The sequence below is a fragment of the Alishewanella sp. SMS8 genome, assembly GCF_030737935.1.
Classification (GTDB): domain Bacteria; phylum Pseudomonadota; class Gammaproteobacteria; order Enterobacterales; family Alteromonadaceae; genus Alishewanella; species Alishewanella maricola.
On sequence record NZ_JAPJEA010000002.1, the window covers coordinates 227,976 to 253,066 of the forward strand.

Below are 25,091 nucleotides of genomic sequence, written 5' to 3' on the forward strand. Positions count from 1 at the left end.
AGACGTCTCCAGCCAACGTTTACTGCGCTGTTAACTCGCTCTACTCCAATCCTAAATCTTCGCTTTAAATATTCATTCCCCCTTTGTAGCGAGCCGACGGATCATCGTTGACCAAGGTTTTAAGAAAACGGGTGTTTGAGTGCGGCGACGCTAGCGCCGCGCGAGTTACGTTTTCGCCTTGGGCAACGCATGAACAGTCGGGATTTCGAGCGAAAGTGGGGTCGCATTTTCTTTGGGTACTTTCTTTTGGCGAAACAAAAGAAAGTACCTCGCCCACGGCGAAAACGTTAACGGACTTAAAAAATCAGCACGTGATTGGGATACGAGTGCAAAGGTCCTAATAAGCTTTCAACTACTCAAATACCGCGGTGAACCTTCCCCCCTTTGTAGCGAGCCGACAGATCAGCGTTGACCAAGGTTTTAAGAAAACGGGTGTTTGAGTGCGGCGACGCTAGCGCCGCGCGAGTTACGTTTTCGCCTTGGGTAGCGCATGAACAGTCAGGCTTTCGAGCGAAAGTGGGGTCGCATTTTCTTTGGGTACTTTCTTTTGGCGACGCAAAAGAAAGTACCTCGCCAACGGCGAAAACACCAAGGGTCTGTATCTGCCCCCGAAGCGGCACCTCGCCAGCGGCGAAAACGTTAAGCACGTATTTAATCAGTAAAAAAACCGTCATTTTGATTCAAGCGGTTCAAACTCGCCGTGTTGCAAAAAATACAACGTTTGCGCGATCACCGCATCGTTTTTCATCATAAACGGATGCGTAGTCGGTAAGGCAATAAAATCTGTCATGCCCATCACTTTCGTCGATTCCAATGAAACCTTACCATCATCCGGATTGGGTAACATGGTCGATAAAATTAAATTAATACTTTGTGTGCCGGCAATCACGCCTAACTCAAAATCGACCGGACCTAATTGCTTGGGCACACTCGCCTCATCGGTGCCAAGTTGCTGGCCAGCAGGACCATTCAGTAGCTCAAAGCCGGGGGCATCTTTTAACGTATCAACCACTTCACTGCCTTGATTCGGTGGGCCAAGCATCACTACACGACCAAGATGCGCGATGCTTTGTGTAGTTAAATAGTACCTAACCAAGATACCACCCAGCGAATGTGTAACAAAATGAATGGGGTGCGCAGATTGCTGTTGGCAGGTATTCAACCCTTGCTCAATAGCCAGTGGCGCCAGTTGCTCAATAGGGTAATGCGTTGATGGATAATCAACATTACTAACCGCATAACCAGCCTGCTCAAGCCGCGTTGCCAGCAGTTGCATGGCATCGGCACTGCGCGCTAGGCCATGCAATAAAATCACGCACTCTTTTGCCTGTATTGCAGCACTAAAACCCAGCAGCATTATCGCAAAATAATATTTCATCATTGCTTCTTTTCTCAAAAACGATGCTCAAACACGGCGTACTGTTAGCGCCAGCTTAACTGGGCATATCGGCTAACGCGAATGCCACAGCCGCTTGTGCATGCAGTACCGTGGTATCAAACAACGGCACAGCGGCATCGGCTTGACTGACTAATAAACCTATTTCAGTGCAACCCAAGATAATTCCCTCAGCACCTTGCAAGGCTAAACCGGCCATCATCCGCCGCACTAACTGCTTTGATTCCGGTTTAAGTATTCCCTGACAGAGCTCTTGGTAAATAATTTGATGCAAACTATCCCGCTCAGCCTCAGTCGGTAACAGCACATTGATACCGTACTTTTCACTTAAACGCTCTCGATAAAAAGGCTGCTCCATGGTGAATTTAGTTCCCAGCAAACCAACACGACTAGAACCAGCCTGCTTCAACGCTGTCGCGGTGGCGTCCGCAATATGTAATAGCGGGATTGGCACAGCAGCCTCAATCTGGGCAGCAACCTTATGCATGGTATTGGTACAGAGCACAATTACATCGGCACCTGCTGCAGCCAGTGCTACAGCCGCTTCAGCTAACACCTCACCGGCGCCTTGCCAATCACCCGCATGTTGTAAACGTTCAATCTGCTGAAAATCGACACTATATAAAATACATTTAGCCGAATGCAGCCCACCCAGCTGTTGCTTAACCCCCTGATTAAGCAACCGATAATACGGTATGGTTGACTCCCAACTCATTCCGCCAATTAAACCTATCGTTTTCATGTTAAGCCACCAATGGTTCTCAGAAGCAATACCATGACGCAAAAGGCCTTTCTCTGCAATACCGCGAAGCTTTGCACAGCAGCTACTTGGCTCTCGGTATCTAACCTCGAAGTTTGTCCTTTGGGTACTTTCTTTTGGCGAAACAAAATAAAGTACCTCGCCAACGGAGAAAACGTTAAACGCTGCGTAAAGCTTCGGCTGGAGCACGCGGTAAATACCTCCCTGTACGCTCCTCTTTTTCATCCCTGAAAAAGACGTCTCCAGCCAAAGTTTACTTCGCTGTTAACTCGCTCTACTCCGACCCTAGATCTTCACTTTGGATATTCATTCCCCCTTTGCAGCGAGCCAACGGCGAAAACGTTAACGAACTTAAAAAATCAGCTTGTGATTGGGTTACGAGTGCAAAGGTCTAAATAAGCCGTTCAACTGCTCAAATACCTCAATGAACCTCCCCCCCTTTGCAGCGAGCCGACTGTTCATCGTTGACCAAGGTTTTAAGAAAACGGGTGTTTGAGTGCGGCGACGCTAGCGCCGCGCGAGTTACGTTTTCGCCTTGGGCAGCGCATGAACAGTCGGGCTTTCGAGCGAAATTGGGGTCGCATTTTCTTTGGATACTTTCTTTTGGCGACACAAAAGAAAGTATCTCGCCAACGGCGAAAATGTGAAGTTTATCAGTACAGTAGGATTTAAATTCAAGCAGAATGGGTATCGAGGATCTTGGTATCTGCTCCCGAAGCTTGACATAAAAGCTGGCAAAACGTTAAACGCTGCGTAAAGCGTCGGCTGGAGCACGCTATAAATACGTCCCTGTACGCTCCTCTTTTTCATCCCTGAAAAAGACGTCTCCAGCCAAAGCTTACTTCGCTGTTAACTCGCTCTACTCCGAGCCTAGATCTTAACTCCCCCCTTTGCAGCGAGCCGACTGATCATCGCTGACCAAGATTTTAAGAAAACGGGTGTTTGAGTGCGGCGACGCTAGCGCCGCGCGAGTTACGTTTTCGCCTTGGGCAGCGTATGAACAGTCGGGCTTTCGAGCGAAAGTGGGGTCGCATTTTCTTTGGGTACTTTCTTTTGGCGAAACAAAAGAAAGTACCTCGCCCACGGCGAAAACGTTAATCGTTTCGTAATAGAGTCTTGCTATCTGCCCTCGAATAAAGTCCCAACAAAAAAGGCGCCGCAGCGCCTTTTAAACCATTTAAACCATTTAAACTGAACAGTTTAAACGATAAAACTTATTCCCACTCAATCGTCGCGGGTGGCTTACCGCTGATATCATACACCACACGAGAAATGCCGTTGATTTCATTGATAATACGGTTAGACACTTTACCCAGTAAATCATAAGGTAAATGCGCCCAATGCGCAGTCATAAAGTCGATGGTTTCAACCGCACGCAGTGATACCACCCAATCGTACTTACGCGCATCACCCATCACACCCACCGATTTTACCGGCAAGAAAACCGTAAAGGCTTGGCTGACTTTGTTGTATAAGTCGGCTTTATGCAGCTCTTCAATAAAGATCGCATCAGCACGGCGCAGTAGGTCGCAGTATTCTTTTTTCACTTCGCCCAATACCCGAACCCCTAAACCTGGGCCTGGGAACGGATGGCGATACAACATGTCATAAGGTAAACCCAGCTCTAAACCGACTTTACGCACTTCATCTTTGAATAATTCACGCAACGGCTCAACTAAGCCCAACTTCATATGCGCCGGTAAGCCACCGACGTTATGGTGCGATTTAATCACATGGGCTTTACCTGTGGCAGAGCCGGCTGATTCAATGACGTCAGGGTAAATAGTGCCTTGCGCTAGCCACTTGGCGTTTTCCAGTTTTTGCGATTGTTCATCGAACACTTCAACAAACACACGGCCGATAATTTTACGTTTAGCTTCTGGCTCGTTTTCACCTGCTAAGGCGTCTAGGAAACGATCTTCGGCGTCTACTTTAATGATATTTAAGCCAAAGTGATCACCAAACATATCCATCACTTGCTTGCCTTCGTTTAAACGCAACAAGCCGTTATCAACGAAGACACAGGTCAAATTTTTACCAATAGCGCGGTGCAGCAACATAGCCACAACAGAACTGTCGACACCACCGGATAAACCTAAAATAACTTGGTCATCACCAATTTGCTGCTTTAAACGGATCACCGCATCTTCTATGATGGTCGCGGGTGTCCAAAGGCGATCACAACCACAAATGTCTACCACAAAGTGCTGAAGCATCCGCAGGCCTTGGCGGGTATGCGTGACTTCTGGGTGGAACTGCACACCGTAAAACTGACGCGCTTCATCCACCATACCGGCATGTGGGCAAGTGGCTGTGCTGGCACAGGTTTCAAAACCGGCTGGGATTGCAACCACTTTATCACCGTGGCTCATCCAAACATCTAATAAGGCATTACCGTTAGCGCCAATGTGATCTTCAATCTTGGCGAATAAATCATTCGGAGCAACCACTTCAACCTGAGCATAACCAAATTCACGCAGATCAGAGCCTTGCACCTTGCCGCCTAACTGCTCAGCCATGGTTTGCATGCCGTAACAGATGCCCAACACGGGCACACCAGCTTCAAACACATATTGCGGGGCACGTGGCGAGTTTTGCTCAGTCACGCTTTCTGGACCACCCGATAGAATAATACCGGTTGGATTAAACTCACGAATTTGTGCTTCAGTAACATCCCACGCCCACAACTCACAATAAACACCAATTTCACGCACGCGGCGGGCAATCAGCTGGGTATATTGAGAACCGAAGTCGAGGATCAGAATGCGATGATGATGAATATTCTTGTTCATACTAACCTTTTAAAAAGTACAGGGGCTGACCTAAGTCAGCCCTGATAGCAAAAAACAGTTACCCTAAACGGTAGTTTGGTGCTTCTTTTGTGATTTGCACATCATGCACGTGCGATTCACCCATCCCTGCAGACGTTACTTTAACGAACTGTGGCTTGGTGCGTAGCGTGTTGATATCTGGGCTTCCAGTTAAGCCCATAGCAGAGCGTAAACCGCCCATTTGCTGGTGAATGATGGTTTCGATTGGGCCTTTGTAAGCCACTCGACCTTCAATACCCTCAGGTACCAGTTTTTCGGCATTATTGCTGCCTTGGAAATAACGGTCTGATGAACCATTGCGCTGTGCCATGGCACCTAATGAGCCCATACCACGGTAAGATTTGTAATAACGCCCTTGATATAGCTCAACTTCGCCTGGTGCTTCTTCCGTACCGGCAAACATAGAGCCCACCATCACGCAGTTTGCACCAGCCACTAAGGCTTTTGCGATATCACCAGAGAAGCGAATACCGCCATCGGCAATAATGCACACATCTAAACCTTGCACACCTTCAACGGCATCAGAGATAGCGGTAATTTGTGGTACACCACAGCCAGTAACAATACGCGTAGTACAAATTGAGCCTGGACCGATACCTACTTTAACAGCATTGGCACCCGCTTCAGCTAACGCTTTAGCGCCTTCGGCTGTTGCGACATTACCTGCCACGATTTGAAGATCGGGATACTGAGCACGCGTTTGTCTTACACGCTCTAACACACCTTCAGAGTGACCGTGCGAGGTATCAATTAACAGAATATCCACACCGGCTTCAACTAACGCCGCGATGCGCTCGTCTGTACCTGGGCCTACACCGACCGCAGCACCCACGCGTAAACGACCTAATTCGTCTTTACAGGCATTGGGCTTACTGGCGGCTTTGTAATAATCACGAACCGTAATTAAGCCTTTTAATTTGAAATGATCATCGACCACCAACACCTTTTCAATCCGATGTTGGTGCATCAGTTTTAAAGCATCTTCTCGTGGCGCGTTTTCATTTACCGTGACCAGTTTTTCCCGTGGCGTCATCACCGCAGTTACTTTGGCTTGCAAATTTGCTTCAAAGCTCATGTCGCGACCGGTAACAATACCGACTAACTCGCCTTGTTTGTCTAAAACGGGGAAACCTGAAAAGCCATGTTGTTCGGCTAAGGCTTGAACATCACGCACCGTCATATCCGCTAGTGCGGTAACCGGATCGGATACTACGCCACTCTCGTATTTTTTTACTTTGCGTACATTGGCTGCTTGCTCTTCGATGGTCATATTCTTATGAATAAAACCAAGGCCGCCTTCTTGCGCTAAGGCAATAGCAAGGCGTGCTTCCGTTACAGTGTCCATTGAAGCGGAAACCATAGGAATGCTAAGCGTGATTGTTTTGGTTAACTGAGTGCGTAAATCAGCGGTGTGGGGTAGCACATTTGAGTGCGCCGGAACCAATAACACGTCGTCAAAGGTTAAAGCTTCTTTAATGATCCTGAGCATTGCAACAATCTCGCTGTGTGGATGAAAAGATAGGGAATGTTGCGGTGCAATTTTAGCGGAAATACTGCAACAGAACAAACGCTTTTTTCTTTTTGTCAGGATAAGGTTTGATAACGTACACTAAGGGCATGAACAAGTCGTTGAGTTAATCATGCAGCAGTCTGAGATTTATACCGTTTCCCGTTTAAACAGCGAAGTACGCCTGACCCTCGAATTACAGTTTCAGCAATTGTGGTTAAGCGGTGAAGTGTCAAATTTTGTGGCGGCCGCGTCGGGGCATTGGTATTTCAGTTTAAAAGATCAGGCAGCGCAGGTAAAAGTGGCGATGTTTAAGCAAGCCAATCGCAATGCACTGATCCGGCCGCAAAATGGCCAGCAGGTTTTATTACGCGCCCGGATTAGTGTCTATGAACCGCGCGGCGAGTATCAATTATTAGCCGACTTTATTGAGCCCGCCGGCGATGGTTTATTAAAACAACAATTTGAACAGTTAAAAAATAAACTGGCTGCCGAGGGTTTATTTGCAGCCGAGCGTAAAAAGGCGTTACCGGCTAATCCGCGCACCGTCGGCGTGATCACCTCACCCACCGGTGCCGCCGTGCGCGATATTATTACTGTGCTGCAACGCCGTGCCCCCGGTATTAAGGTGATCGTTTACCCATGCCAAGTGCAAGGTGACAGCGCTGCTGGGCAGCTACGGCAAATGCTCAGTACTGCCATTCAGCGTGATGAAGTTGACGTATTAATTATTGGCCGTGGTGGTGGTTCATTAGAAGACTTGTGGTGTTTTAACGACGAAGCCTTGGCCAGAGCCGTGGCGCAGTGCCCTATTCCAATTGTCAGTGCCGTGGGGCATGAAATTGATTTTGCACTCACCGATTTTGTAGCTGATGTTCGAGCGGCAACCCCTTCCGCGGCGGCTGAACTGGTGTCACCCGATCAAAGCCATTTTGTGTTGCAGCTGCAGCAATTGTCGAGCCGATTGGTTCGAGCCCAGCGCTTGTTTTTGCAAAGGCTAACGCCCAAGCTCAGTCAGCTACAGCTACGCTTACAACAACTGCACCCTCAACGCCGTTTAGAACAACAGCAACAGCGCCTCGATGAGTTACAACTGCGCTTACAACGGCTGATGCAGCTTCAGTTACAACAAGCTAAACGCCAACACAGCTATTTACAACAAAGTTTGTTGCACCTCTCGCCCGCTAAAACCTTGAAGCAACAACATAACCTGTTGCAACAACTTCAACGCCGCTTGCAGCATGCGCAACAGCAACAGGTAAAACAGCAACAACAAAAACTGGCGAAACTCAGTGCCCAATTGCACACGGTTAGCCCACTCGCCACCCTAGCCCGCGGATACAGCATTAGCTTTAATGCCGCAGAGCAAGCCATTACCAGCAGCTCACAGCTAAAATTAGGCGATAATATCAGTACGCGTTTAGCAGAGGGCAGTTTTATGGCAACGGTGACAGAAGTGATTCATAAATAAGGGGAAGATAAGCCATCTTCAACAACCTATTTAAATGAGTCTTTTTTATCAACAGATATGCTTGATGGTATTGTAAACAATGCGTTTGAACATCACGCTCACTGGCCAAATGAGGCATGATATTGCTCGGCGTATTGTCAGGCATACCTTTATTGAAGCTTAGTTTGAAAGGCTATTCCGCCGGTTTTTTTTGCCACGAAGTTGTATGCGATACAAAAAATAGCGACTGATATATAAGTAGCTGCAAAAGTTAACACGGGTAAGCATAAAAATAAGAAAAGCTTGCCCCCGTTACTGTTAACCGTTATCGAAATTATGTAGCTGAATGCGATTGTAGTTTCGACGCCGGCGGCTAATGACACTATACCTATAACGGCTATTAGCGAACTGATGAGTGCAGCGAGGAACGACATTGTTTTTGCTGTTTGAGCTACGTTGATTGTTATGATTTCCGATTTCATTTTGACCTTCCTTGTTTGTCTGCCTTAAGCAAAACTTTGGGGCTGCTAGAACGCAGCATAAGCCGTCCAAACCATGGTAGCAGCGACAACAGCGCCGTGTTAGGCATGGCTTTATAACACTTTAATTTGAGACACTTGAGTGACACGAATATGTGTCTGGTAATAGTATTTACCAGTAGGTTGCCCCCTTGTCGTAAAGTCAATTCTAACCCGGTTCGCATCACCAATAACCTGAATCTGTTTTCCTTTAAAAAACTCAATAGCAGCTTGCCCAGTATGGTCATTTAATTCTTTTACAGCATCATGAGACAGAGCAATAGTGATATTTCTTTGGTCTCTGTAATCTAATTCTGTGTTTAGAAAGATTCGATCATCGCCAATTTGCGAGCCAGTAGATTGAATTAATAAGGTGTACTTTCCATAAACGCCAGCTGGGGCAGAGTCTGCAGCGGCTTTTATTATTTGCATCGTGTCGGCTGTGGTTAAGATTGGTGTTGTTGCACACCCTGTGAATATGGCTAACGAAAAAATTATTAATAAACATCTCATTTTTTTAAATTCCTTTTAAATGCCTAACAGCTATTAAGTAGACCTCTTAGCAGCATCCAAAAGGCTAAATAAATTTATACTTAGGAGTTTACCGAAAATCAACATATTGAAAAGATAATTAGTTATTAGATTGACCAAATTATTAAGAAGTTTCAGTCATGCTCTTTGTTTTAAAGGAATATTCATATAGAACAGCAAAAGAAAGTGCCTCGCCAATGGCGAAAACGAAGTATTTCGGTATCTGACTTAAAGTTTGAAGCTTACAAAACGTTAAACGCTGCGTAAATCGTCGGCTGGAGCACGCGGTAAATACGTCCCTGTACGCTCCTCTTTTTCATCCCTGAAAAAGACGTTCCCAGCCAACGTTGACTTCGCTGTTAACTCGTTCAGTTCCACCCAAATGTTTTTCAAAAGCCATGACAGTTTATTACTGTTAATCCCATTAGTTTACAAGTCGGGCAACCTTGCGAAAAGATTTGTATCTGACCTCAAAGGTTTCCCCTCTCTGCAGCGAGCCAACTGTACATCGTTGGTAAAGGTCTTAACGGATGTTTTAGTGCGGCGCTGATGCGCCGCACGAGTAACGTTTTCGCCTTGGGCTATAGCAGGAGCAGCCGGGCTTTCGAGCGGAAGTGATCGCATTTTCTTTAGGTACTTTCTTTTGGCGACGCAAAAGAAAGTACCTCGCCAACGGCGAAAACGTTAACGCTTCGGTTCACCGGTTATAACTTGATTAGTTAACTTGGGCCCCATTTCTGCGGCAAAAGCATTACAGCTAAAACTCACACCACAAGCGGTAGTCACCATTGATGCACTACCTTTAGAATAAACACCCTTACGCTGAAGTTGTGCAATTACATCGGATAATATGGAATCGGGATTGTGGTCTTTGGTTGACACCTTAATCACCTCTACTGCATAAGCTTGCTGTAAATCAGCCACTAACTCTGCGGTATCGGGTTTAGTTGCCAGCATGGCAATCGTTTCTTGTAAAAAAGGTCTGGATGCTTCATGGCCCGATAGCATTAAGCGTTTAAAAAGCTCAGCAGCGCCTTCTAAATCAAGCTGGGTAAAGAGACCTTGCTGTTTCAATTTCGCTAGCAAAAACATCGCTTCAACAGAACGCTGGTCACTGGCCTGTTGCAATAATGTGATAGCTTCGTTTGCAAAAACGTTGGCTTCATCGGCATTAGCAGCATCAGCCTGCTGTAATAACAATAAAGTCTTTTTATACTGTGCAGACACGTGGCCAAGTGATACCGCTTGCGCTAATAATGCATCAGCTTGTGCTAAATTTTGTTCTACAACAAACCCTTCTCGATACCATTCCGATAAGGTAAACACAGCCATCGGGTGTTGACTCCCCGCTGCACGCTCTAAGTAGCTTAAGGCTTTTTTGTGATCAACCTCACGGCCGTCGCCTGTCGCGTAGATCATACTGAGTAAGGTCATTGCAGGGTAGTTATTGTGACGCGCCATTTTATGTAGTTTAACAATTTCACTTTCACACTGATCATCGCTACACAGTAAGTGAGTGGAGACCTGAGCATTTGAATGTACTTGTAAGGGAAACAAAAAAGGCAAAACCACTAAGCCGGTTAAGAATAAATGCTTATTAAAATTCTTCATCTTCAATCCTTATCAATAAAAAACCTGATTAAACATTAGGCCTCAAAACTCAAAATGGCAACCTTAAAAAACAAAATAATTAAACAAATTTACTTATTTTTCACTAAGAATCCATTTTATTTCAGGGTGAAATCCCAAAACGACTTTCTGGCAAAAACTCGCAGCAAGCGGTTTTGTGATATTCTCAAATACTCATTATCGTTTTATGAGCGGCGTATTGTTACGCTTAATAATCAAGAGCATTTTTTAATTTCAGCTGTACGGAGTGCTATGTCACACAATACCATCGCATTAAATCAGCAACGCCAACCGCTTGATCACCTCGACTCGGTGTGGCTGTTTGGCTATGGCTCGTTGATTTATAAGGCGGATTTTCCTTATCTACAGCGCAAGCCTGCTTGTATTTATGGCTGGCAGCGCCGTTTTTGGCAGGGATCGCATGATCATCGTGGTACACCAGAAGCACCCGGTCGTGTCTTAACCCTGATAGAAGCAGCAGGCGAACGCTGTGCCGGTGTGGCCTATCAGGTAACACCTCAAATCTTTGCTCACTTAGACCATCGCGAGAAAAATGGTTATCTGCGGTTTTTTACTGAATTGCATTGGCAAGATGAGCCCGGCCAAACAACAGGCTTGGTCTATTTAGCCAGCGCCGATAATGAAGCTTATTTAGGGCCAGACAGTGATGCGGCCATTGCGGCACATATTGCGGTAAGTGCTGGCCCAAGTGGCCCGAATAGCGAGTATTTACTGCAACTGGCCGCTTCGCTACGTGAGTTGGGTGAACATGATGAGCATGTATTTGCGATAGAGCGAGAACTGTTAAACCTGCTAGCGTGAGATACCATGTATTAACATAAGCCTGCGAGTTTAAATCAAACGCATAAAAAAAGGTCGCATTAGGCTAATACCGATCAGTTTAACGTATAGCATGACGCAGTTTGCTCACATCAACACGCCATGAATCATCCCTGAGGCTCGATTCCGGCCATCCATGGCCTTCAACGGTTGATTTAGAGCAAACAGGTCATGCTTAACTGACTTGCATTGCGCACAAGGCGACCTTTGATTTAAATAACGCAATAGCAGTTTTGCTTAAGCTTCTTTTACCACATCAATAAAGTACTTCACTTCACCGTCGACCAACTCACGCACTAAACCGTGCACGTCGGTTTCAAAACCGGGGAACTCGCCATTGAACGCACGGGTAAACTTCAGGTAGTTGATAATGGTTTTATTGAAACGCTCGCCTGGCACCATCAGTGGAATACCTGGTGGATAGGGTGTCACTAACATGGCCGTTACCCGCCCTTCGATTTCATCAATCGATACCCGCTCAATTTCACGGTGCGCCATTTTCGCCCAAGCATCGGCGGGTGTCATGGCAGTATCAATTTGTGACAAGTACATTTCAGTAGTCACTTTGGCCACGTCATACTTGCGATACATATTATGAATGCGCTGACACAGATCGCGTAAACCGACTTTTTCATAACGCTTGTTCTTACCCGCAAACTCTGGCATGACGCGCCATAACGGCAAGTTCTGGTCGTAATCGTCTTTAAACTGCTGTAACTCGGTCACCATAGAGTTCCAACGACCTTTGGTAATACCAATGGTAAACATAATAAAGAATGAATACAGGCCGGTTTTCTCGATAATAATACCGTGCTCAGACAAGTATTTACTGACAATTGCTGCAGGAATACCGGTTTCATCAAACTGCCCATGCAAGTTCATACCTGGGGTGATGATAGTGGCTTTGATCGGGTCCAGCATATTAAAGCCTGACTCGATATCACCAAAACCGTGCCAGCTATCGGTGGCATGTAACACCCACTTTTCGCGATGGCCAATACCTTCGTCTGGCAGAATATCGGGGCCCCATACTTTAAACCACCAATCATCATCGCCAAATTCGTCATCGACTTTGCGCATCGCCCGACGAAAATCGATGGCTTCCAACAACGACTCCTCCACCAGCGCCGTGCCGCCGGGTGCTTCCATCATCGCCGCAGCCACGTCACAGCTAGCAATAATAGCATATTGCGGGCTGGTCGAGCTGTGCATCAAATAAGATTCATTAAAGCGGTGGGTATCTAAATTACGCTTTTCGGCATTTTGTACCAAAATTTGCGAAGCTTGAGATAAACCGGCTAACAATTTATGGGTAGATTGCGTAGCAAATACCAGCGTTTCTTCCGAGCGCGGTCTATCTTTACCAATAGCATGCATTTCATGATAAAACTCGTGGAAGCTGGCGTGTGGTAACCACGCCTCATCAAAGTGCAAGGTATCGATTGTTGAGCCCAGCTCTTGCTTAATTTCTTCCACGTTATACAAAATACCGTCATAGGTACTTTGAGTAATGGTTAAAATACGCGGTTTTTTGTTCTTGGCATTGCGAGCGAACGGATTAGCTTCAATCTTTTTGGCAATGGCTTCGGGCGAAAACTCACTTTTCGGAATAGGCCCAATAATGCCGTAATGGTTACGGGTGGGCATTAAAAACACCGGAATAGCACCGGTCATAATGATCGAGTGTAAAATCGATTTATGGCAGTTACGGTCAACCACCACGATATCACCGGGTGCCACCACAGAGTGCCACACCATCTTATTCGAGGTGGAGGTCCCGTTTGTGACAAAGAACAAATGATCGGCATTAAAGATACGCGCCGCATTCGCTTCACTTTCGGCCACAGGCCCAGTGTGATCAAGCAGTTGCCCTAATTCATCTACCGAGTTACACACATCAGCCCGAAGCATGTTTTCACCAAAGAATTGGTGGAACATTTGGCCAACCGGGCTTTTTAAGAATGCCACGCCACCAGAATGACCTGGGCAGTGCCATGAGTATGAACTGTCTTGGGCATAATCCATCAGCGCATTAAAAAATGGTGGCGCTAAGGCGTCTAAATATTTACGAGCTTCACGTATAATATGCCGGGCGACGAACTCAGGCGTATCTTCGAACATATGAATAAAACCATGTAGCTCGCGCAAAATATCATTCGGTATATGCCGACTGGTACGGGTTTCACCATACAAAAAAATCGGAATATCGGCATTGCGCTTACGCACTTCTTTAACAAAAGCACGCAGCTCAATCAGCGCTTTATTCACATCATCGTTGCTGCCACTGCCAAACTCTTCGTCATCAATCGACAAAATAAAACAAGATGCGCGGCTCGCTTGTTGGGCAAAAGCGGTTAAATCGACATAGCTGGTGTAACCCACGACTTCAAAACCATGGCCACCAATCGCTTGGGCGAGATCACGAATACCCGAACCTGAAATATTTTCTGAGCGGAAATCTTCGTCTATTACAATAACCGGAAAACGGAATTTCATCTGTTAGTCCTTGCTGTTAATCTTTTTTAGCCACTTTTTGACGGGCTTTCATTAAGCGCTCACGCTTGTACTTTTGCAGCGCAGTCTCTGTATTTTTCTTGGTGGGCGTATAGGGGTTCTCACCCTCACGGAATTCAATACGCACAGGCGTACCCATCATTTGCAGCGCTTTTCGGTAGTAGTTCATCAAATAACGCTTATACGAGTCCGGTAAATCTTTCACTTGGTTACCGTGAATGACGATAATCGGTGGGTTATAACCACCGGCATGCGCATATTTCAATTTAACGCGACGACCATGCACCATGGGTGGCTGGTGATCTTCTTGCGCCATTTTCATGATGCGGGTTAATAACGAGGTACTAACGCGCTTGGTGGCAGAATCAAAGGCTTCTTCAACCGAGTCGAATAGATTACCCACGCCAGAACCATGCAGAGCAGAAATAAAATGTAAGCGGGCAAAGTCGATAAAACCAAGGCGACGATCTAACTCGCGTTTAATTTCGTCTTTTACACCGTCGTTTAAGCCATCCCATTTGTTAACCGCTAACACTAAGGAACGACCGGCATTCAATACGAAGCCCAAGATACTCAAATCTTGATCTGAAATGCCTAAACGAGCATCCAATACCAAAATAACCACGTTAGCATCTTCAATCGCTTGCAATGTTTTAACAACAGAGAACTTCTCGACCATGTCATCAATCTTGCCACGACGACGCACACCCGCAGTGTCAATCAAGGTGTAATCACGCTCATTACGCTGCATCGGAATATACACTGAGTCACGGGTGGTACCAGGCATATCGAACACCACTACCCGCTCTTCACCCAGAATACGGTTAGTCAGTGTCGATTTACCCACATTAGGCCGGCCAACAATGGCTAACTTGATATGTTCAGAACGAAGTCTGGCCGCTTCTGCGGCAGCGTCCTCTTCAGAGACATCCGTGTAATCACTGATTACAGAATCTTCGATAGCCGTTTCGTCTTTTTGTTGTTGCAAGAACGGCAATAAGGCATGTTGCAACAAGGAAGATACCCCCCGGCCATGTGCAGCAGCTATGGGGTAAACTTCGCCTATGCCCAAACTGTAAAAGTCGGCAACGGCGGTATCTGCGTCTAGACCATCGGTTTTATTGGCAACCAAAAAGACGGGCTTTTCCACCCGACGAATATGAGCCGCTATTGCTTGATCGCCCACCGTTGAGCCGGCACGTGCGTCGACAAGGAACAGCACAACATCGGCTTCAGCAATGGCTTTTAACGATTGATCGGCCATTTCGACTTCAATACCGTGCTCATTGCCGTCGATACCACCGGTATCCACCACAATAAACTCCATGCCTTCAAAGTTGACCGAGCCATATTTGCGATCACGTGTTAATCCCGGAAAGTCGGCAACAAGCGCATCGCGGGTGCGGGTTAAACGGTTAAACAGTGTTGATTTGCCAACATTGGCGCGCCCAACCAGGGCAACTACAGGTAACATTTAGTCAACCTCAAAAATAAGAAAACAGGCCTCAGTTTAGGCCTGTTTTCTGTTAAGTAGATTAATACGCAGTTTAAGGCGTTTGTAATAATACTAGCTCACCATCACGAGTTGTGACGACTATATAGTCATTATTGGCAACAGCTTCACGATAAAAGCCTGAATCATCAAAGCTTTGTCTAGCAACAAAGTCACCCGTGTTGCGATCAAACCAATGCAAATGACCTTTGTTATCACCGATAACCAGGTAGTCTTTATACACGGTAGGGCCAGTTAAAAAGTGGTTATGTAAACCGGTTTGACTCCAGATCTCCGACCCGTTACGACGATCGACCGCATAAATACGACCTTCAGAATCGACCAGATAAATCACTGAGCCGCTGATCGCCATATTGCGGAAACTGGCGTAATCGCGCTTCCAAGATTGTTGACCCGAACGAAGATCTAATGCAAATAACTCACCGTTAAAGGCGATAGTGTAAACTGTCCCCCCAACGACTAACGGCTTAGCATCGACATCGACCAAACGTGATAAGTCGGTACTGCCTTTTGGTGTCGCAACCGTTTCTTCCCAAGCTTGGAAACCACGATCCACTAACAATACGCCGATACGACCATTCGCATTACCGTAAATAACGCCGCCGCTTTCAATAACCGGCTCGCTGACACCGCGGATCGTTAAAGGAGGCTGTTCGTTTTCAAACACCCAACGCTGCTCGCCATCATCTGGGTTTAATGCCAAAAGCGTACCGGTACCTAATTTAACTACCACAAAGCCATCGCCAACCGCAGGGCTCACTAACACTTCACCCGGCACTTGCGCACGCCAAACTAAACTGCCCGTAACCGCATCAAGCGCAACCACTTCGCCATTTTCAGTACCTAAAAAAAGCTTGCCGTAACCTTGGCTAATACCACCAGCAATGCGGGCATTACCTTCAGACCAGCTTAAATTTAATTTTTGCCAAGCAGACACTTGCACGTCTTGGCGTAAATCAAAGGTCCATAAGCGTTTACCTGTGGCCAGATCTGCTGCCACCACGATGCCTTCACGGCTGGCCATAAACACTTTGTCATCTAAAATCAGTGGCTTTAAGCCTGATTCGTAATGGCCAACGCCGTCACCGACTTGCATCGACCACACTTTCTTGGGGCTAATGCGATTTTCGATATCGGGCAGTACTAATTTATCTTTGCTAGAACAAGCAATCAACGTTATCGAAATCAACGCCAACGCCGCATGTTTTAAGGCAAATTTCATATCGGCCCCTTAGTTCGCAGCGGTGATGTGCGCCAGCTCATCAAGTTTAATCTGCAATAATTGCGTATTTTGGCCGGCATTGCTAAAGGCGACTTGATAAGCTGCTTTCGCCGCGACTAAATCACCCGTTGCTTGTAACACATCGCCTTTCAGCTCTGCTTGTTGCCCAACAAAACTGGATGGTACAGCTTGCTCTAAGGTTGCTAAAGCGCCGGTATAGTCACCTGTTTGACGTTGTACACGAGCTAACCGTAACTGAGCAATCGCCTTAACGCTAGCGTCTTTGCTGTTTTGCTGTACCCAGCTTAACTGCTTAATCGCTTCGGCAAAATTCTCAGCGGTCACCGCATCTTTCGCCGCTAATAACGCCGCGAACACGGCATAATTATTATTACCTTGCTCGCTAATAAAAGTTTGCGCTTCTGCTAAGAAATCATCCTCACTGGCTTGCTTTTGCACCAGTTGAGCATAACTGTTAGATAAGGCTTCGGCGCTAGCTCGCTGTTCAGCCTGATAAAAGCGCCAGCCATATAAGGCAGCTACACCAATAATTACACCACCAAAAATAGCTTTGCCATATTCATTCCAAAACCGTTTGAGGGCTTCAACCTGTTGTTCTTCGTCTGTGTAAATTTCCACCTAACTACTCCGTTATGCTCTCAGGCCAGATGCTGAGCCAATTCGCTCAGTTTCAAGGTTTGTTGTGGCTGATCCTGACGTAACCATTTTAAGGTGATTTCGCCACGGGCCAGTTCTTCATCGCCTAAAATCAGTGCTAATTCGGCACCTGATTTATCAGCCCTTTTAAATTGTTTTTTTAGATTGCCGCCACCGCAGTGCAAGATAACACGTTTGGTCGGCAAATCGCTACGCAGCCTTTCGGCAACGCTAACCGCTGCAAGTTCCGCAGACTCACCCATTGCCATCAGATAAATATCTGCGGTTGGGGCTAATACTGGCGCTAACTCTAATGTTTGCAGTAATAAAATCAAGCGCTCTAAACCTAAAGCAAAACCAACGGCCGGCGTAGGTTTGCCGCCAAGCTGTTCGACCAAACCATCGTAACGACCACCGGCACACACGGTACCTTGCGAACCCAGCTCTGTGGTTACCCACTCAAACACGGTACGATTGTAATAGTCTAAGCCGCGCACAAGGCGAGGATTAATGGTAAAACTAATGCCCGCCGCAGTTAAGCGTGCTTGTAATTGATTAAAATGCGCTGTTGACTCTGCATCTAAATGATCGGCTAGCTTTGGTGCGGCGGCCAGCATCTCGGCCATGGCCGGGTTTTTGCTGTCCAGCACCCGTAAAGGGTTGCTGTACAAACGACGCAAGCTGTCTTCGTCCAGCAGATCTTTATGCTGCTCTAAATAGGCTACCAAGGTATCACGATAGGCCGCGCGCGCTTCATTCGAGCCTAATGAGTTCAGCTCTAAGCTCACATAAGGGGTTAAACCCAGCTTTTGCCATAAACGCGCACTTAATATGATCACTTCTGCATCAATATCAGCACTGCCAATACCAAAAGCTTCTAAGCCAAATTGGTGAAATTGGCGATAACGGCCTTTTTGCGGCCGTTCATGACGAAACATCGGGCCGGTGTACCACAGGCGTTGTTCTTGGTTATACAGTAAGCCGTGCTCATTACCCGCACGCACACAGCAGGCAGTGCCTTCTGGTCGTAAGGTTAAGCTGTCGCCATTGCGATCGTTGAAACTGTACATTTCTTTTTCAACGATATCGGTGACTTCGCCAATAGAGCGTTTAAACAGCTCGGTCATCTCCACAATGGGAAAGCGAATTTCACTGTAACCATAGTTAGCCGCGGTGTCGCGAAGGACTTGTTCTACATATTGCCACAGACCAGAATCCTGCGGCAGGCAATCGTTCATGCCACGAATTGCCTGAATTTGCTTAGCCAAAATAATGCTTCCGTTTAACTATTACGCAAAGAGCACCGCTAAGGTGTCTGCAAAAGCAGGGATTATAGAGCCTGCGCCGCAAAACACCAAGCATCCTACTCTTAGAGTTGTTTTACTGCGATACGTTGTTGCAAATACTGCCGTACTTGAAACTCGAGTTGTTCAGCAATTTGCCCGTTATCCAACCGCAGCTTTTGCCGCTCGCCGTTGATATAAAAGCCACTTTTACGATTGGCGCCGGCCACACCCAGATCTGAAATTAACGCTTCACCCGGGCCATTGACGACACAACCAATCACGGACACCGTTAAAGGATCAACAATATCTTCTAAACGTTGCTCTAACTCGTTCATGGTTTTAATCACGTCGAATTCTTGGCGTGAACAACTAGGGCAGGCAATAAAATTAACACCACGCGAGCGGATTCGCAGTGATTTCAAAATATCAAACGCCACTTTAACTTCTTCAACCGGATCGGCCGCTAATGAAATTCGCAGTGTATCGCCGATGCCTTCTGCCAATAGCATTCCTAAACCAATGGCCGATTTAACTGCGCCGGCTCTTGCGCCACCTGCTTCGGTAATGCCTAAATGCAGTGGTTGTTTAATTTGCTTTGCCAGTAAACGATAAGCGCCGACGGCTAAGAACACGTCGGAGGCTTTTACGCTGACTTTAAAATTGTCGAAGTTAAAGCGATCCAGAATATCGACATGCCGCATAGCTGATTCTACTAGCGCTTCGGGCGTCGGCTCACGGTATTTCTCTTGAATATCCGCTTCTAAGGAACCGCCATTCACACCAATACGGATGGGAATATTGTAATCTTTAGCGGCATCGACCACCGCGCGAATACGATCTTCTTTGCCAATGTTACCCGGATTAATGCGCAAACAATCAACACCATACTCAGCCACTTTTAAAGCGATTCGATAATCAAAATGTATATCGGCAACTAAAGGTACTGGCGATTGCTGTTTAATCAGCTTAAAGGCTTCGGCAGCTTCCATGGTTGGCACTGAAACACGCACTAAATCAGCACCAGCAGCTGCAATGGCGCGAATTTGTGCCACGGTCGCTTCAACATCCGTAGTGCGAGTATTGGTCATTGATTGTACGGCGATTGGCGCATCACCGCCAATTAATACATTTCCTACTTTAATTTGAGTAGATTGCCGACGTTTAATCGGATTTTCTGCAAACATTATTCGTTCTGTCCTGACAAAGTAAATTTGGCAACACGGCCTCCAGGATATTTCGACATATCATAAGGCTGTTGGTTTAATTCGATGGCGACCACGCTGGGATTGCCTAAGGTAATCACAAACGGTGCCTTGGCATTCAGTTCCATAATGTAGCCAGCTTGCTTGGTACCATAAGCAACTCGCTCGCCACTGGCATCCACAACATCAATCCAGCAGTTTTCGGCAAACGTCATTTTTAACCGATCTAAATCACTGTCGTTACTGTCACCAAAAGATTCTGTGGCCAGTTCGTTATTTTCCGGGGCAAGCAGCGTGTCGGTAATGGGCGCTGCCAGCTCAACCATGGGCACACTGCTGGGTAATGCAGGCGAATCGCTTTGCGTTACCGACTCGCTTACTAAGCTTTCTGGCTCATTGCTGTTATCTTCTACGTTATTGGCCGCTGGTGGTGACTCCCAGCTGCTAGGCTGTGATGCGGTTTGCGTAAGTGGAATAGTCCCGCTCGATTCTGTCAGTGCAGGCGTTGTGCTGCTGGTCGGTAGGCTATCGCTTGTGACAAAATCACGCGAGCCCTGCCAAAACCAAATGGCTAACGAGGCCAGTAAAATAGCGGCAATCAAATAAGTCAGCCACATAAAGCGAGCTTCAGTTTGCTGCTTGGCCTGCCGATTAGAAAAGGTTTTCATGGTTTTCACCGGTGCACTATTGACATGGTGCGCCTGTTCAAACTGTTTTAGTAGCGGCAACTCAGGTAATTTTAAATACCGCGCATAGGCACGAACATAACCACGCATAAAGGTCGGCAGGATGTTTTTATCAGGTTCATCGGCTTCTATGCATTGCAACACTTCGGCTTTTAAATTTAGTTGTTGTGCTACATCCTTTAGAGATAAGCCGCGCTTCTCACGTGTTTGCCGTAAGATCTGACCGACCGTCAATTCAGGTGCTGAGCTCGCTTCAAGTTGTTCGTCATTAGTCATGATTAATTGATGCCGGATCCACAATGTAAAGTTTTTGCCCGATGGTTAAACGGCTTTGTTCCGTTAACGCATTCCAAGCCATGAACCGCTCTAAACGAATATTATAGCGGTACGAAATAGCAAACATAGTGTCACCTTCAGCAACCAGATGAAAATATTCATCGACTGGCTGCGCATTGGCCAATCGCACTGGCGGTGCACCCGAATCTGGCGGGGCATCACTCGGAGCTAACCAGATTTTTTGTCCTACCCGCAATTTAGAGGTTGGCGTTAAGGCGTTCCACTCTTGCAGGCGGGTTAATAAAATATTGTAATTTATCGAGATGCTGTGAAGTGATTCGCCCTCGGCGACTTTATGAAAAGGCACATCACTGATATCAGCAATAAGCTCGTTATTGCTTTGTGGCATCGTTATGGTGGGCTGTGCAGAAGAGATAGGTTGCACTGACGCGACAGGATCAGCGGCAGGTATATTCGCTGTAACAGCGGGCTCTGCAGTATCCACCACGGTTTGTTTCGTTAAAAGATCAGGCTGAACGCTCAGCGCGGCGGCTGTTTCAGTTGACATCATGCTTGGCGCAGCGCTATTCACAGCTGCTGTTGTTAATGTTTCTAATGCCTTCTTGGTCTCAAGCTCAGGCGTAACCGCTGACGGCTCTTGCGCCGTTAGTTTGGTGCTTGCCGTGGGAGTATTAGACACAGCAGTAAGCTGCGCTTCAGGAGCAGCGCTGTTGGCTGTAGCAGGGTTTAACCTTGGTTGCGCAGTAACGGCGCTTTCCAGTTTTGTTGCTTGCAGCGCCGCATCGCTGCGCGGTGTTGTGGTCTTGTTGCTGGGCTCGTTTTGCGTGATGAGCGCAGCTTGAGCACTGAGTTCTTCAGCTGTAGCAGCCGATGTATTGTGGGCAGCATTCACGGTTTCGTCATTTAACAGCACATGCTCAACCGGTAAAGCCGGTGGAAGTTCAGCCGGCTTGGTTTGTTGCGCACTAAAGCTGTTAGCAATATCCGCCACCGAATGCGTCGGCTCTGGCTGACGCGTTACCGCCGCAGTGGGCGGTGTAGGGTTATGGCTTAGCGCAGCAGCAGGCGTATTCGCTACAGGCGTATCGTTAACTGGCTCGGCTTCGGTCGATTTGCGTCGTATCCGCAACTGCGGGTTAGCCACCGGTTGCCGCTGTTGTTTGGCGGCAGGTGTATCAGTAACCACAGGTTGAATGCTAGCCAGAAGTTTTTGCTTGTAGCGTTCTCGCAACTGCTCAAACTCGCTATCCAATGTACGTTGCTGTAACAGCAATTTGGCTTCAGCCGTATCAATATACAGTGTTAGCAATAGCTGCTCGGCATGGCGCATGGTTGCCATATCACCCTGCTTTTCAGACACCAAATAATTTAATAAGGTGCTGCGCGAAGAAACACGGCCTAAACGTTGAATACGCTGCAAATCGGCTTTGGCATCAATTAAGTTACCCATGGCATAATTAACCGAAGCACTGTTGATTAACGCACTTATGCGCGTGCCATTATGTGAGATAGAAGACCCTAAATAGATTATGGCTTGTTCAAAACCGTTTTGTTCTAACTGACACAGGGCTAAATTTTCGTAACTTTCCGCTACGCGGATATAACCGGGTTTGGAAATGGCCGATAACAACAGCTGTTCAGCCTCAGCGTACTTTCCTATTTGGCATAAAAATGCACCATAGTTATTGTAAGCATCCGCATTGTTTGAATCTTTAGCAATGGCTTGCTTGTAGGCGTTTTCAGCCTGAGTATGTTCACCCACCGATTGGTAATAATAAGCCAGGGCGTTAAACACTTCTGGCAAATTAGGTGCCATCGTTTTGGCACGCTCAAGATTATAAAGCGCTTGCGTTGTATCGCCACGACGCAAATAGTTTAAACCTAGCGAAATTCGGGTTCTAGCCGCTTCGGTGTTATCCACACTGCGCTGGCTAACCTGGCGCTCATTCGCAACATAAGTGCTCTCAGAAACACATCCTGAGAGTATTAACAATGCCGTAAGCGCGGTGACAACAGGAAATCTCTGCATTACCACTGGCGTTCCCTTTTGTTATTGCAGCTCTTTTATTGTGATTGACTCACCTTTTTGCTGCTTTTTCATTAAACGTTTAGTTCGGTCGATAACATCACCAACCAGCTGCCCGCATGCCGCATCAATATCATCGCCTCGGGTTTTACGTACCATAACAGTAAAACCATGTTCTTGTAAGACCTTGTTAAAACGATCAATCCTAGAATTGCTCGAACGCTTATAAGGCGATCCAGGGTATGGATTAAATGGAATTAAGTTAATCTTAGCAGGCGTTTCTTTTAAAGCATTAGCCAGTTCATGCGCTTGCTCCATGCTGTCGTTGATGCCATCGAGCATAACGTACTCTACGGTGACTTTATCGTTGGCTTTTGATTGCGCAACATAACGCCGCGAAGCCGCTAAAAACTCTTCCATGGGGTACTTTTTATTTACCGGCACCAACTGATCCCGTAAAGCATTATTGGGGGCGTGTAACGAAATAGCCAAAGCGACATCAATACGCTCACGCAATAAATCTAACGCGGGCACAACACCCGAAGTGCTTAAAGTGACACGACGTTTAGATAAACCAAAACCGAAATCTTCCATCATCAGTTCCATCGCAGGCACAACGTTATTCAAATTTAATAGTGGCTCGCCCATGCCCATCATCACCACATTGGTAACGGGTTTTACACCGGTATCGCCATAGCTGCCGATAATTTGGCAAACACGCCAAACCTGACCGATGATTTCTGAGACAGATAAATTACGGTTAAACCCTTGCTGCGCAGTAGAGCAAAATGAACAATCTAGCGCACAACCCACCTGTGAAGAAACACAAAGTGTACGGCGATCTTTTTCAGGGATCCAAACGGTTTCAACTTCTTGACCACCCGCTAAGGCCATTACAAACTTGATGGTGCCATCGGCGCTATCTTGCCGCGTCGCTACTACCGGGGCTTTAATTTCGCAGCGCGTTTTTAAAACATCGCGCAGCTTTTTGTTAATATTGGTCATCTTGTCGAAATCATCGACACAGTAATGGTATATCCACTTCATTACCTGATCGGCACGAAACGGTTTTTCGCCAAGCGTGACAAAAAATTCCTGCATCTGCGATCGGGTAAGATCTAACAAATTAACTAAAGTGGATGAGCTACTCATTCCAGGATACTCCTGCTAACCAATATAACTATCTTTTCAGAACAATAACTTACGCTATTGTCGTCATGCTCACCGCAGTGAGGGCATTAATGCACAAAAGGGGCTCGCGCCCCCTTTGTTTGTTCACTACACGCTGAAAATTAACGTGTGCGGCTGCACAGCTCAGCTTCAGTGAAAAAGTAAGCGATTTCACGTGCAGCAGAAGCAGCAGCGTCAGAACCGTGTACCGCGTTCTCGTCGATGCTAGCAGCGAAATCTGCACGTAAAGTACCCGCGAAAGCATCTTTCGGGTTAGTCGCACCCATGATTTCACGGTTTTTACGAACGGCATCTTCACCTTCTAACACTTGAACCATTACTGGGCCAGATGTCATAAAAGAAACTAATGCATTGAAGAATGGACGCTCTTTGTGCTCAGCGTAGAAACCTTCAGCCTGTTCTTGGCTTAAGTGTAACATCTTGGCAGCAACAATGCGTAAACCTGCAGATTCGAAACGGCTGTAGATAGCACCGATGTGGTTCTTGGCTACGGCATCAGGTTTTACGATAGAGAAAGTACGTTCTAAGGCCATGTCTGGCTCCTATTAATCTAATAAAGGGTTAAAAAATTTGGGCGGCAAATTATACGCTAAAAGTTATAAAAAACCTAGCTTGAAGAAAAGATTGCCTAGGGAGGTAACACACTTACTGCGCTCTGTGCTGCGACTAGACAGCGCAGAGCGCTAGCGGGGCTTAATGCCCTTCGCTGACCATATTCAGGGTATATTTCGGGATCTCAACCACTAAGTCGTCATTGGCAATTCGTGCCTGACAACCTAAGCGAGATTCCGGCTCTAAACCCCAAGCCTTGTCCAGCATGTCTTCTTCTAACTCGTCACTTTCGTTTAACGAGTAAAAACCTTCACGTACCACAATATGGCAGGTAGTACAGGCACAAGACTTTTCACAAGCATGTTCAATGGCAATACCGTTGCGCAATGCAACATCTAATACCGTTTCGCCACTTTTAGCGTCGAGAGCCGCGCCTTCAGGGCATAATTCGGCATGGGGTAAAAATACGATTTGTGGCATAAC

20 protein-coding genes are annotated in these 25,091 nt (G+C 46.7%); 2 read left to right on the forward strand and 18 right to left on the reverse strand.

Going from position 1 to position 25,091, the window contains the following annotated elements:
* Nucleotides 1-670: 670 nt before the first annotated feature.
* The 4 genes from ORJ01_RS08610 to guaB all read right to left on the reverse strand — a co-directional run bounded on the left by ORJ01_RS08610 (nucleotide 671) and on the right by guaB (nucleotide 6,476).
* The gene (locus ORJ01_RS08610) at nucleotides 671-1,378 is read right to left on the reverse strand and encodes a lipase family alpha/beta hydrolase (protein ID WP_371930720.1); all 708 of its coding nucleotides are present in this window, start codon (nucleotides 1,376-1,378) and stop codon (nucleotides 671-673) included.
* A gap of 55 nt (nucleotides 1,379-1,433) precedes the next feature.
* On the reverse strand, nucleotides 1,434-2,138 hold the full coding sequence (locus ORJ01_RS08615) for an aspartate/glutamate racemase family protein (RefSeq protein WP_306177681.1): 705 nt from the start codon (nucleotides 2,136-2,138) through the stop codon (nucleotides 1,434-1,436).
* Nucleotides 2,139-3,370: 1,232 nt separating this feature from the next.
* Complete coding sequence (guaA, locus tag ORJ01_RS08620; protein ID WP_306177682.1) at nucleotides 3,371-4,948, reverse strand: glutamine-hydrolyzing GMP synthase; 1,578 nt, start codon at nucleotides 4,946-4,948, stop codon at nucleotides 3,371-3,373.
* A gap of 58 nt (nucleotides 4,949-5,006) precedes the next feature.
* Entirely contained in the window at nucleotides 5,007-6,476 is a 1,470-nt protein-coding gene (gene guaB, locus ORJ01_RS08625; protein WP_226751108.1) for an IMP dehydrogenase, read from the reverse strand.
* A gap of 151 nt (nucleotides 6,477-6,627) precedes the next feature.
* Between guaB and xseA the strand changes: the two genes are divergently transcribed.
* Nucleotides 6,628-7,965: an exodeoxyribonuclease VII large subunit gene (gene xseA / locus ORJ01_RS08630; RefSeq protein ID WP_306177683.1), complete on the forward strand. Its 1,338-nt coding sequence runs from the start codon at nucleotides 6,628-6,630 to the stop codon at nucleotides 7,963-7,965.
* Between the two features lie 149 nt (nucleotides 7,966-8,114).
* Here xseA and ORJ01_RS08635 read toward each other — a convergent pair whose 3' ends face one another.
* From ORJ01_RS08635 to ORJ01_RS08645, 3 genes are all read right to left on the reverse strand, one after another.
* Nucleotides 8,115-8,426: a hypothetical protein gene (locus ORJ01_RS08635; protein ID WP_306177684.1), complete on the reverse strand. Its 312-nt coding sequence runs from the start codon at nucleotides 8,424-8,426 to the stop codon at nucleotides 8,115-8,117.
* A 111-nt stretch (nucleotides 8,427-8,537) separates the two neighbouring features.
* Complete coding sequence (locus tag ORJ01_RS08640) at nucleotides 8,538-8,975, reverse strand: hypothetical protein (RefSeq protein WP_306177685.1); 438 nt, start codon at nucleotides 8,973-8,975, stop codon at nucleotides 8,538-8,540.
* A gap of 702 nt (nucleotides 8,976-9,677) precedes the next feature.
* Nucleotides 9,678-10,604 carry a tetratricopeptide repeat protein gene (locus ORJ01_RS08645; RefSeq protein WP_306177686.1) on the reverse strand — a complete coding sequence of 309 codons (927 nt, stop codon included), beginning with the start codon at nucleotides 10,602-10,604 and terminating at the stop codon, nucleotides 9,678-9,680.
* 270 nt (nucleotides 10,605-10,874) lie between these two features.
* On the opposite strand from ORJ01_RS08645, the gene ORJ01_RS08650 reads away from it, so the two are divergent.
* Nucleotides 10,875-11,444, forward strand: coding sequence for a gamma-glutamylcyclotransferase (locus ORJ01_RS08650; RefSeq protein WP_306177687.1), 570 nt, complete (start codon nucleotides 10,875-10,877; stop codon nucleotides 11,442-11,444).
* A gap of 255 nt (nucleotides 11,445-11,699) precedes the next feature.
* On the opposite strand, the gene ORJ01_RS08655 is transcribed toward ORJ01_RS08650, so the two are convergent.
* The 11 genes from ORJ01_RS08655 to fdx all read right to left on the reverse strand — a co-directional run bounded on the left by ORJ01_RS08655 (nucleotide 11,700) and on the right by fdx (nucleotide 25,088).
* A complete protein-coding gene (locus ORJ01_RS08655) occupies nucleotides 11,700-13,958 on the reverse strand; it encodes an arginine/lysine/ornithine decarboxylase (RefSeq protein WP_226751102.1) in 2,259 nt (752 codons plus the stop codon).
* Nucleotides 13,959-13,974: 16 nt separating this feature from the next.
* Nucleotides 13,975-15,450 carry a ribosome biogenesis GTPase Der gene (gene der, locus ORJ01_RS08660; RefSeq protein WP_306177688.1) on the reverse strand — a complete coding sequence of 492 codons (1,476 nt, stop codon included), beginning with the start codon at nucleotides 15,448-15,450 and terminating at the stop codon, nucleotides 13,975-13,977.
* A gap of 73 nt (nucleotides 15,451-15,523) precedes the next feature.
* Nucleotides 15,524-16,711, reverse strand: a complete 1,188-nt coding sequence (gene bamB, locus ORJ01_RS08665; RefSeq protein WP_306177689.1) for an outer membrane protein assembly factor BamB — start codon at nucleotides 16,709-16,711, stop codon at nucleotides 15,524-15,526.
* A 9-nt stretch (nucleotides 16,712-16,720) separates the two neighbouring features.
* Nucleotides 16,721-17,350 (reverse strand): tetratricopeptide repeat protein, encoded by a 630-nt coding sequence (locus ORJ01_RS08670; protein ID WP_226751099.1) that lies wholly within the window; start codon nucleotides 17,348-17,350, stop codon nucleotides 16,721-16,723.
* Nucleotides 17,351-17,370: 20 nt separating this feature from the next.
* Complete coding sequence (hisS, locus tag ORJ01_RS08675) at nucleotides 17,371-18,636, reverse strand: histidine--tRNA ligase (RefSeq protein ID WP_306177690.1); 1,266 nt, start codon at nucleotides 18,634-18,636, stop codon at nucleotides 17,371-17,373.
* A gap of 101 nt (nucleotides 18,637-18,737) precedes the next feature.
* Entirely contained in the window at nucleotides 18,738-19,838 is a 1,101-nt protein-coding gene (ispG, locus tag ORJ01_RS08680) for a flavodoxin-dependent (E)-4-hydroxy-3-methylbut-2-enyl-diphosphate synthase (protein WP_306177691.1), read from the reverse strand.
* Nucleotides 19,838-20,818 carry a RodZ domain-containing protein gene (locus ORJ01_RS08685; RefSeq protein ID WP_306177692.1) on the reverse strand — a complete coding sequence of 327 codons (981 nt, stop codon included), beginning with the start codon at nucleotides 20,816-20,818 and terminating at the stop codon, nucleotides 19,838-19,840. The genes ispG and ORJ01_RS08685 overlap by 1 nt, the downstream gene beginning before the upstream one ends.
* A complete protein-coding gene (gene pilW / locus ORJ01_RS08690; protein ID WP_306177693.1) occupies nucleotides 20,811-22,868 on the reverse strand; it encodes a type IV pilus biogenesis/stability protein PilW in 2,058 nt (685 codons plus the stop codon). Before pilW ends, ORJ01_RS08685 begins: the two co-directional genes overlap by 8 nt.
* 21 nt (nucleotides 22,869-22,889) lie before the next feature.
* Complete coding sequence (locus ORJ01_RS08695) at nucleotides 22,890-24,017, reverse strand: bifunctional tRNA (adenosine(37)-C2)-methyltransferase TrmG/ribosomal RNA large subunit methyltransferase RlmN (RefSeq protein WP_306177694.1); 1,128 nt, start codon at nucleotides 24,015-24,017, stop codon at nucleotides 22,890-22,892.
* Nucleotides 24,018-24,157: 140 nt separating this feature from the next.
* Complete coding sequence (gene ndk, locus ORJ01_RS08700; RefSeq protein WP_226751093.1) at nucleotides 24,158-24,589, reverse strand: nucleoside-diphosphate kinase; 432 nt, start codon at nucleotides 24,587-24,589, stop codon at nucleotides 24,158-24,160.
* Nucleotides 24,590-24,749: 160 nt separating this feature from the next.
* The gene (gene fdx, locus ORJ01_RS08705) at nucleotides 24,750-25,088 is read right to left on the reverse strand and encodes an ISC system 2Fe-2S type ferredoxin (protein ID WP_226751092.1); all 339 of its coding nucleotides are present in this window, start codon (nucleotides 25,086-25,088) and stop codon (nucleotides 24,750-24,752) included.
* Between the last annotated feature and the right edge of the window lie 3 nt (nucleotides 25,089-25,091).

Coding starts and splice junctions, on each gene's coding strand:
- ORJ01_RS08610 (WP_371930720.1), bottom strand. CDS start 1,378: ATGAAATATTATTTTGCGATAATGCTGCTGGGTTTTAGTGCTGCAATA.
- ORJ01_RS08615 (WP_306177681.1), bottom strand. CDS start 2,138: ATGAAAACGATAGGTTTAATTGGCGGAATGAGTTGGGAGTCAACCATA.
- guaA (WP_306177682.1), bottom strand. CDS start 4,948: ATGAACAAGAATATTCATCATCATCGCATTCTGATCCTCGACTTCGGT.
- guaB (WP_226751108.1), bottom strand. CDS start 6,476: ATGCTCAGGATCATTAAAGAAGCTTTAACCTTTGACGACGTGTTATTG.
- xseA (WP_306177683.1), top strand. CDS start 6,628: ATGCAGCAGTCTGAGATTTATACCGTTTCCCGTTTAAACAGCGAAGTA.
- ORJ01_RS08635 (WP_306177684.1), bottom strand. CDS start 8,426: ATGAAATCGGAAATCATAACAATCAACGTAGCTCAAACAGCAAAAACA.
- ORJ01_RS08640 (WP_306177685.1), bottom strand. CDS start 8,975: ATGAGATGTTTATTAATAATTTTTTCGTTAGCCATATTCACAGGGTGT.
- ORJ01_RS08645 (WP_306177686.1), bottom strand. CDS start 10,604: ATGAAGAATTTTAATAAGCATTTATTCTTAACCGGCTTAGTGGTTTTG.
- ORJ01_RS08650 (WP_306177687.1), top strand. CDS start 10,875: ATGTCACACAATACCATCGCATTAAATCAGCAACGCCAACCGCTTGAT.
- ORJ01_RS08655 (WP_226751102.1), bottom strand. CDS start 13,958: ATGAAATTCCGTTTTCCGGTTATTGTAATAGACGAAGATTTCCGCTCA.
- der (WP_306177688.1), bottom strand. CDS start 15,450: ATGTTACCTGTAGTTGCCCTGGTTGGGCGCGCCAATGTTGGCAAATCA.
- bamB (WP_306177689.1), bottom strand. CDS start 16,711: ATGAAATTTGCCTTAAAACATGCGGCGTTGGCGTTGATTTCGATAACG.
- ispG (WP_306177691.1), bottom strand. CDS start 19,838: ATGTTTGCAGAAAATCCGATTAAACGTCGGCAATCTACTCAAATTAAA.
- ORJ01_RS08685 (WP_306177692.1), bottom strand. CDS start 20,818: ATGACTAATGACGAACAACTTGAAGCGAGCTCAGCACCTGAATTGACG.
- pilW (WP_306177693.1), bottom strand. CDS start 22,868: ATGCAGAGATTTCCTGTTGTCACCGCGCTTACGGCATTGTTAATACTC.
- ORJ01_RS08695 (WP_306177694.1), bottom strand. CDS start 24,017: ATGAGTAGCTCATCCACTTTAGTTAATTTGTTAGATCTTACCCGATCG.
- ndk (WP_226751093.1), bottom strand. CDS start 24,589: ATGGCCTTAGAACGTACTTTCTCTATCGTAAAACCTGATGCCGTAGCC.
- fdx (WP_226751092.1), bottom strand. CDS start 25,088: ATGCCACAAATCGTATTTTTACCCCATGCCGAATTATGCCCTGAAGGC.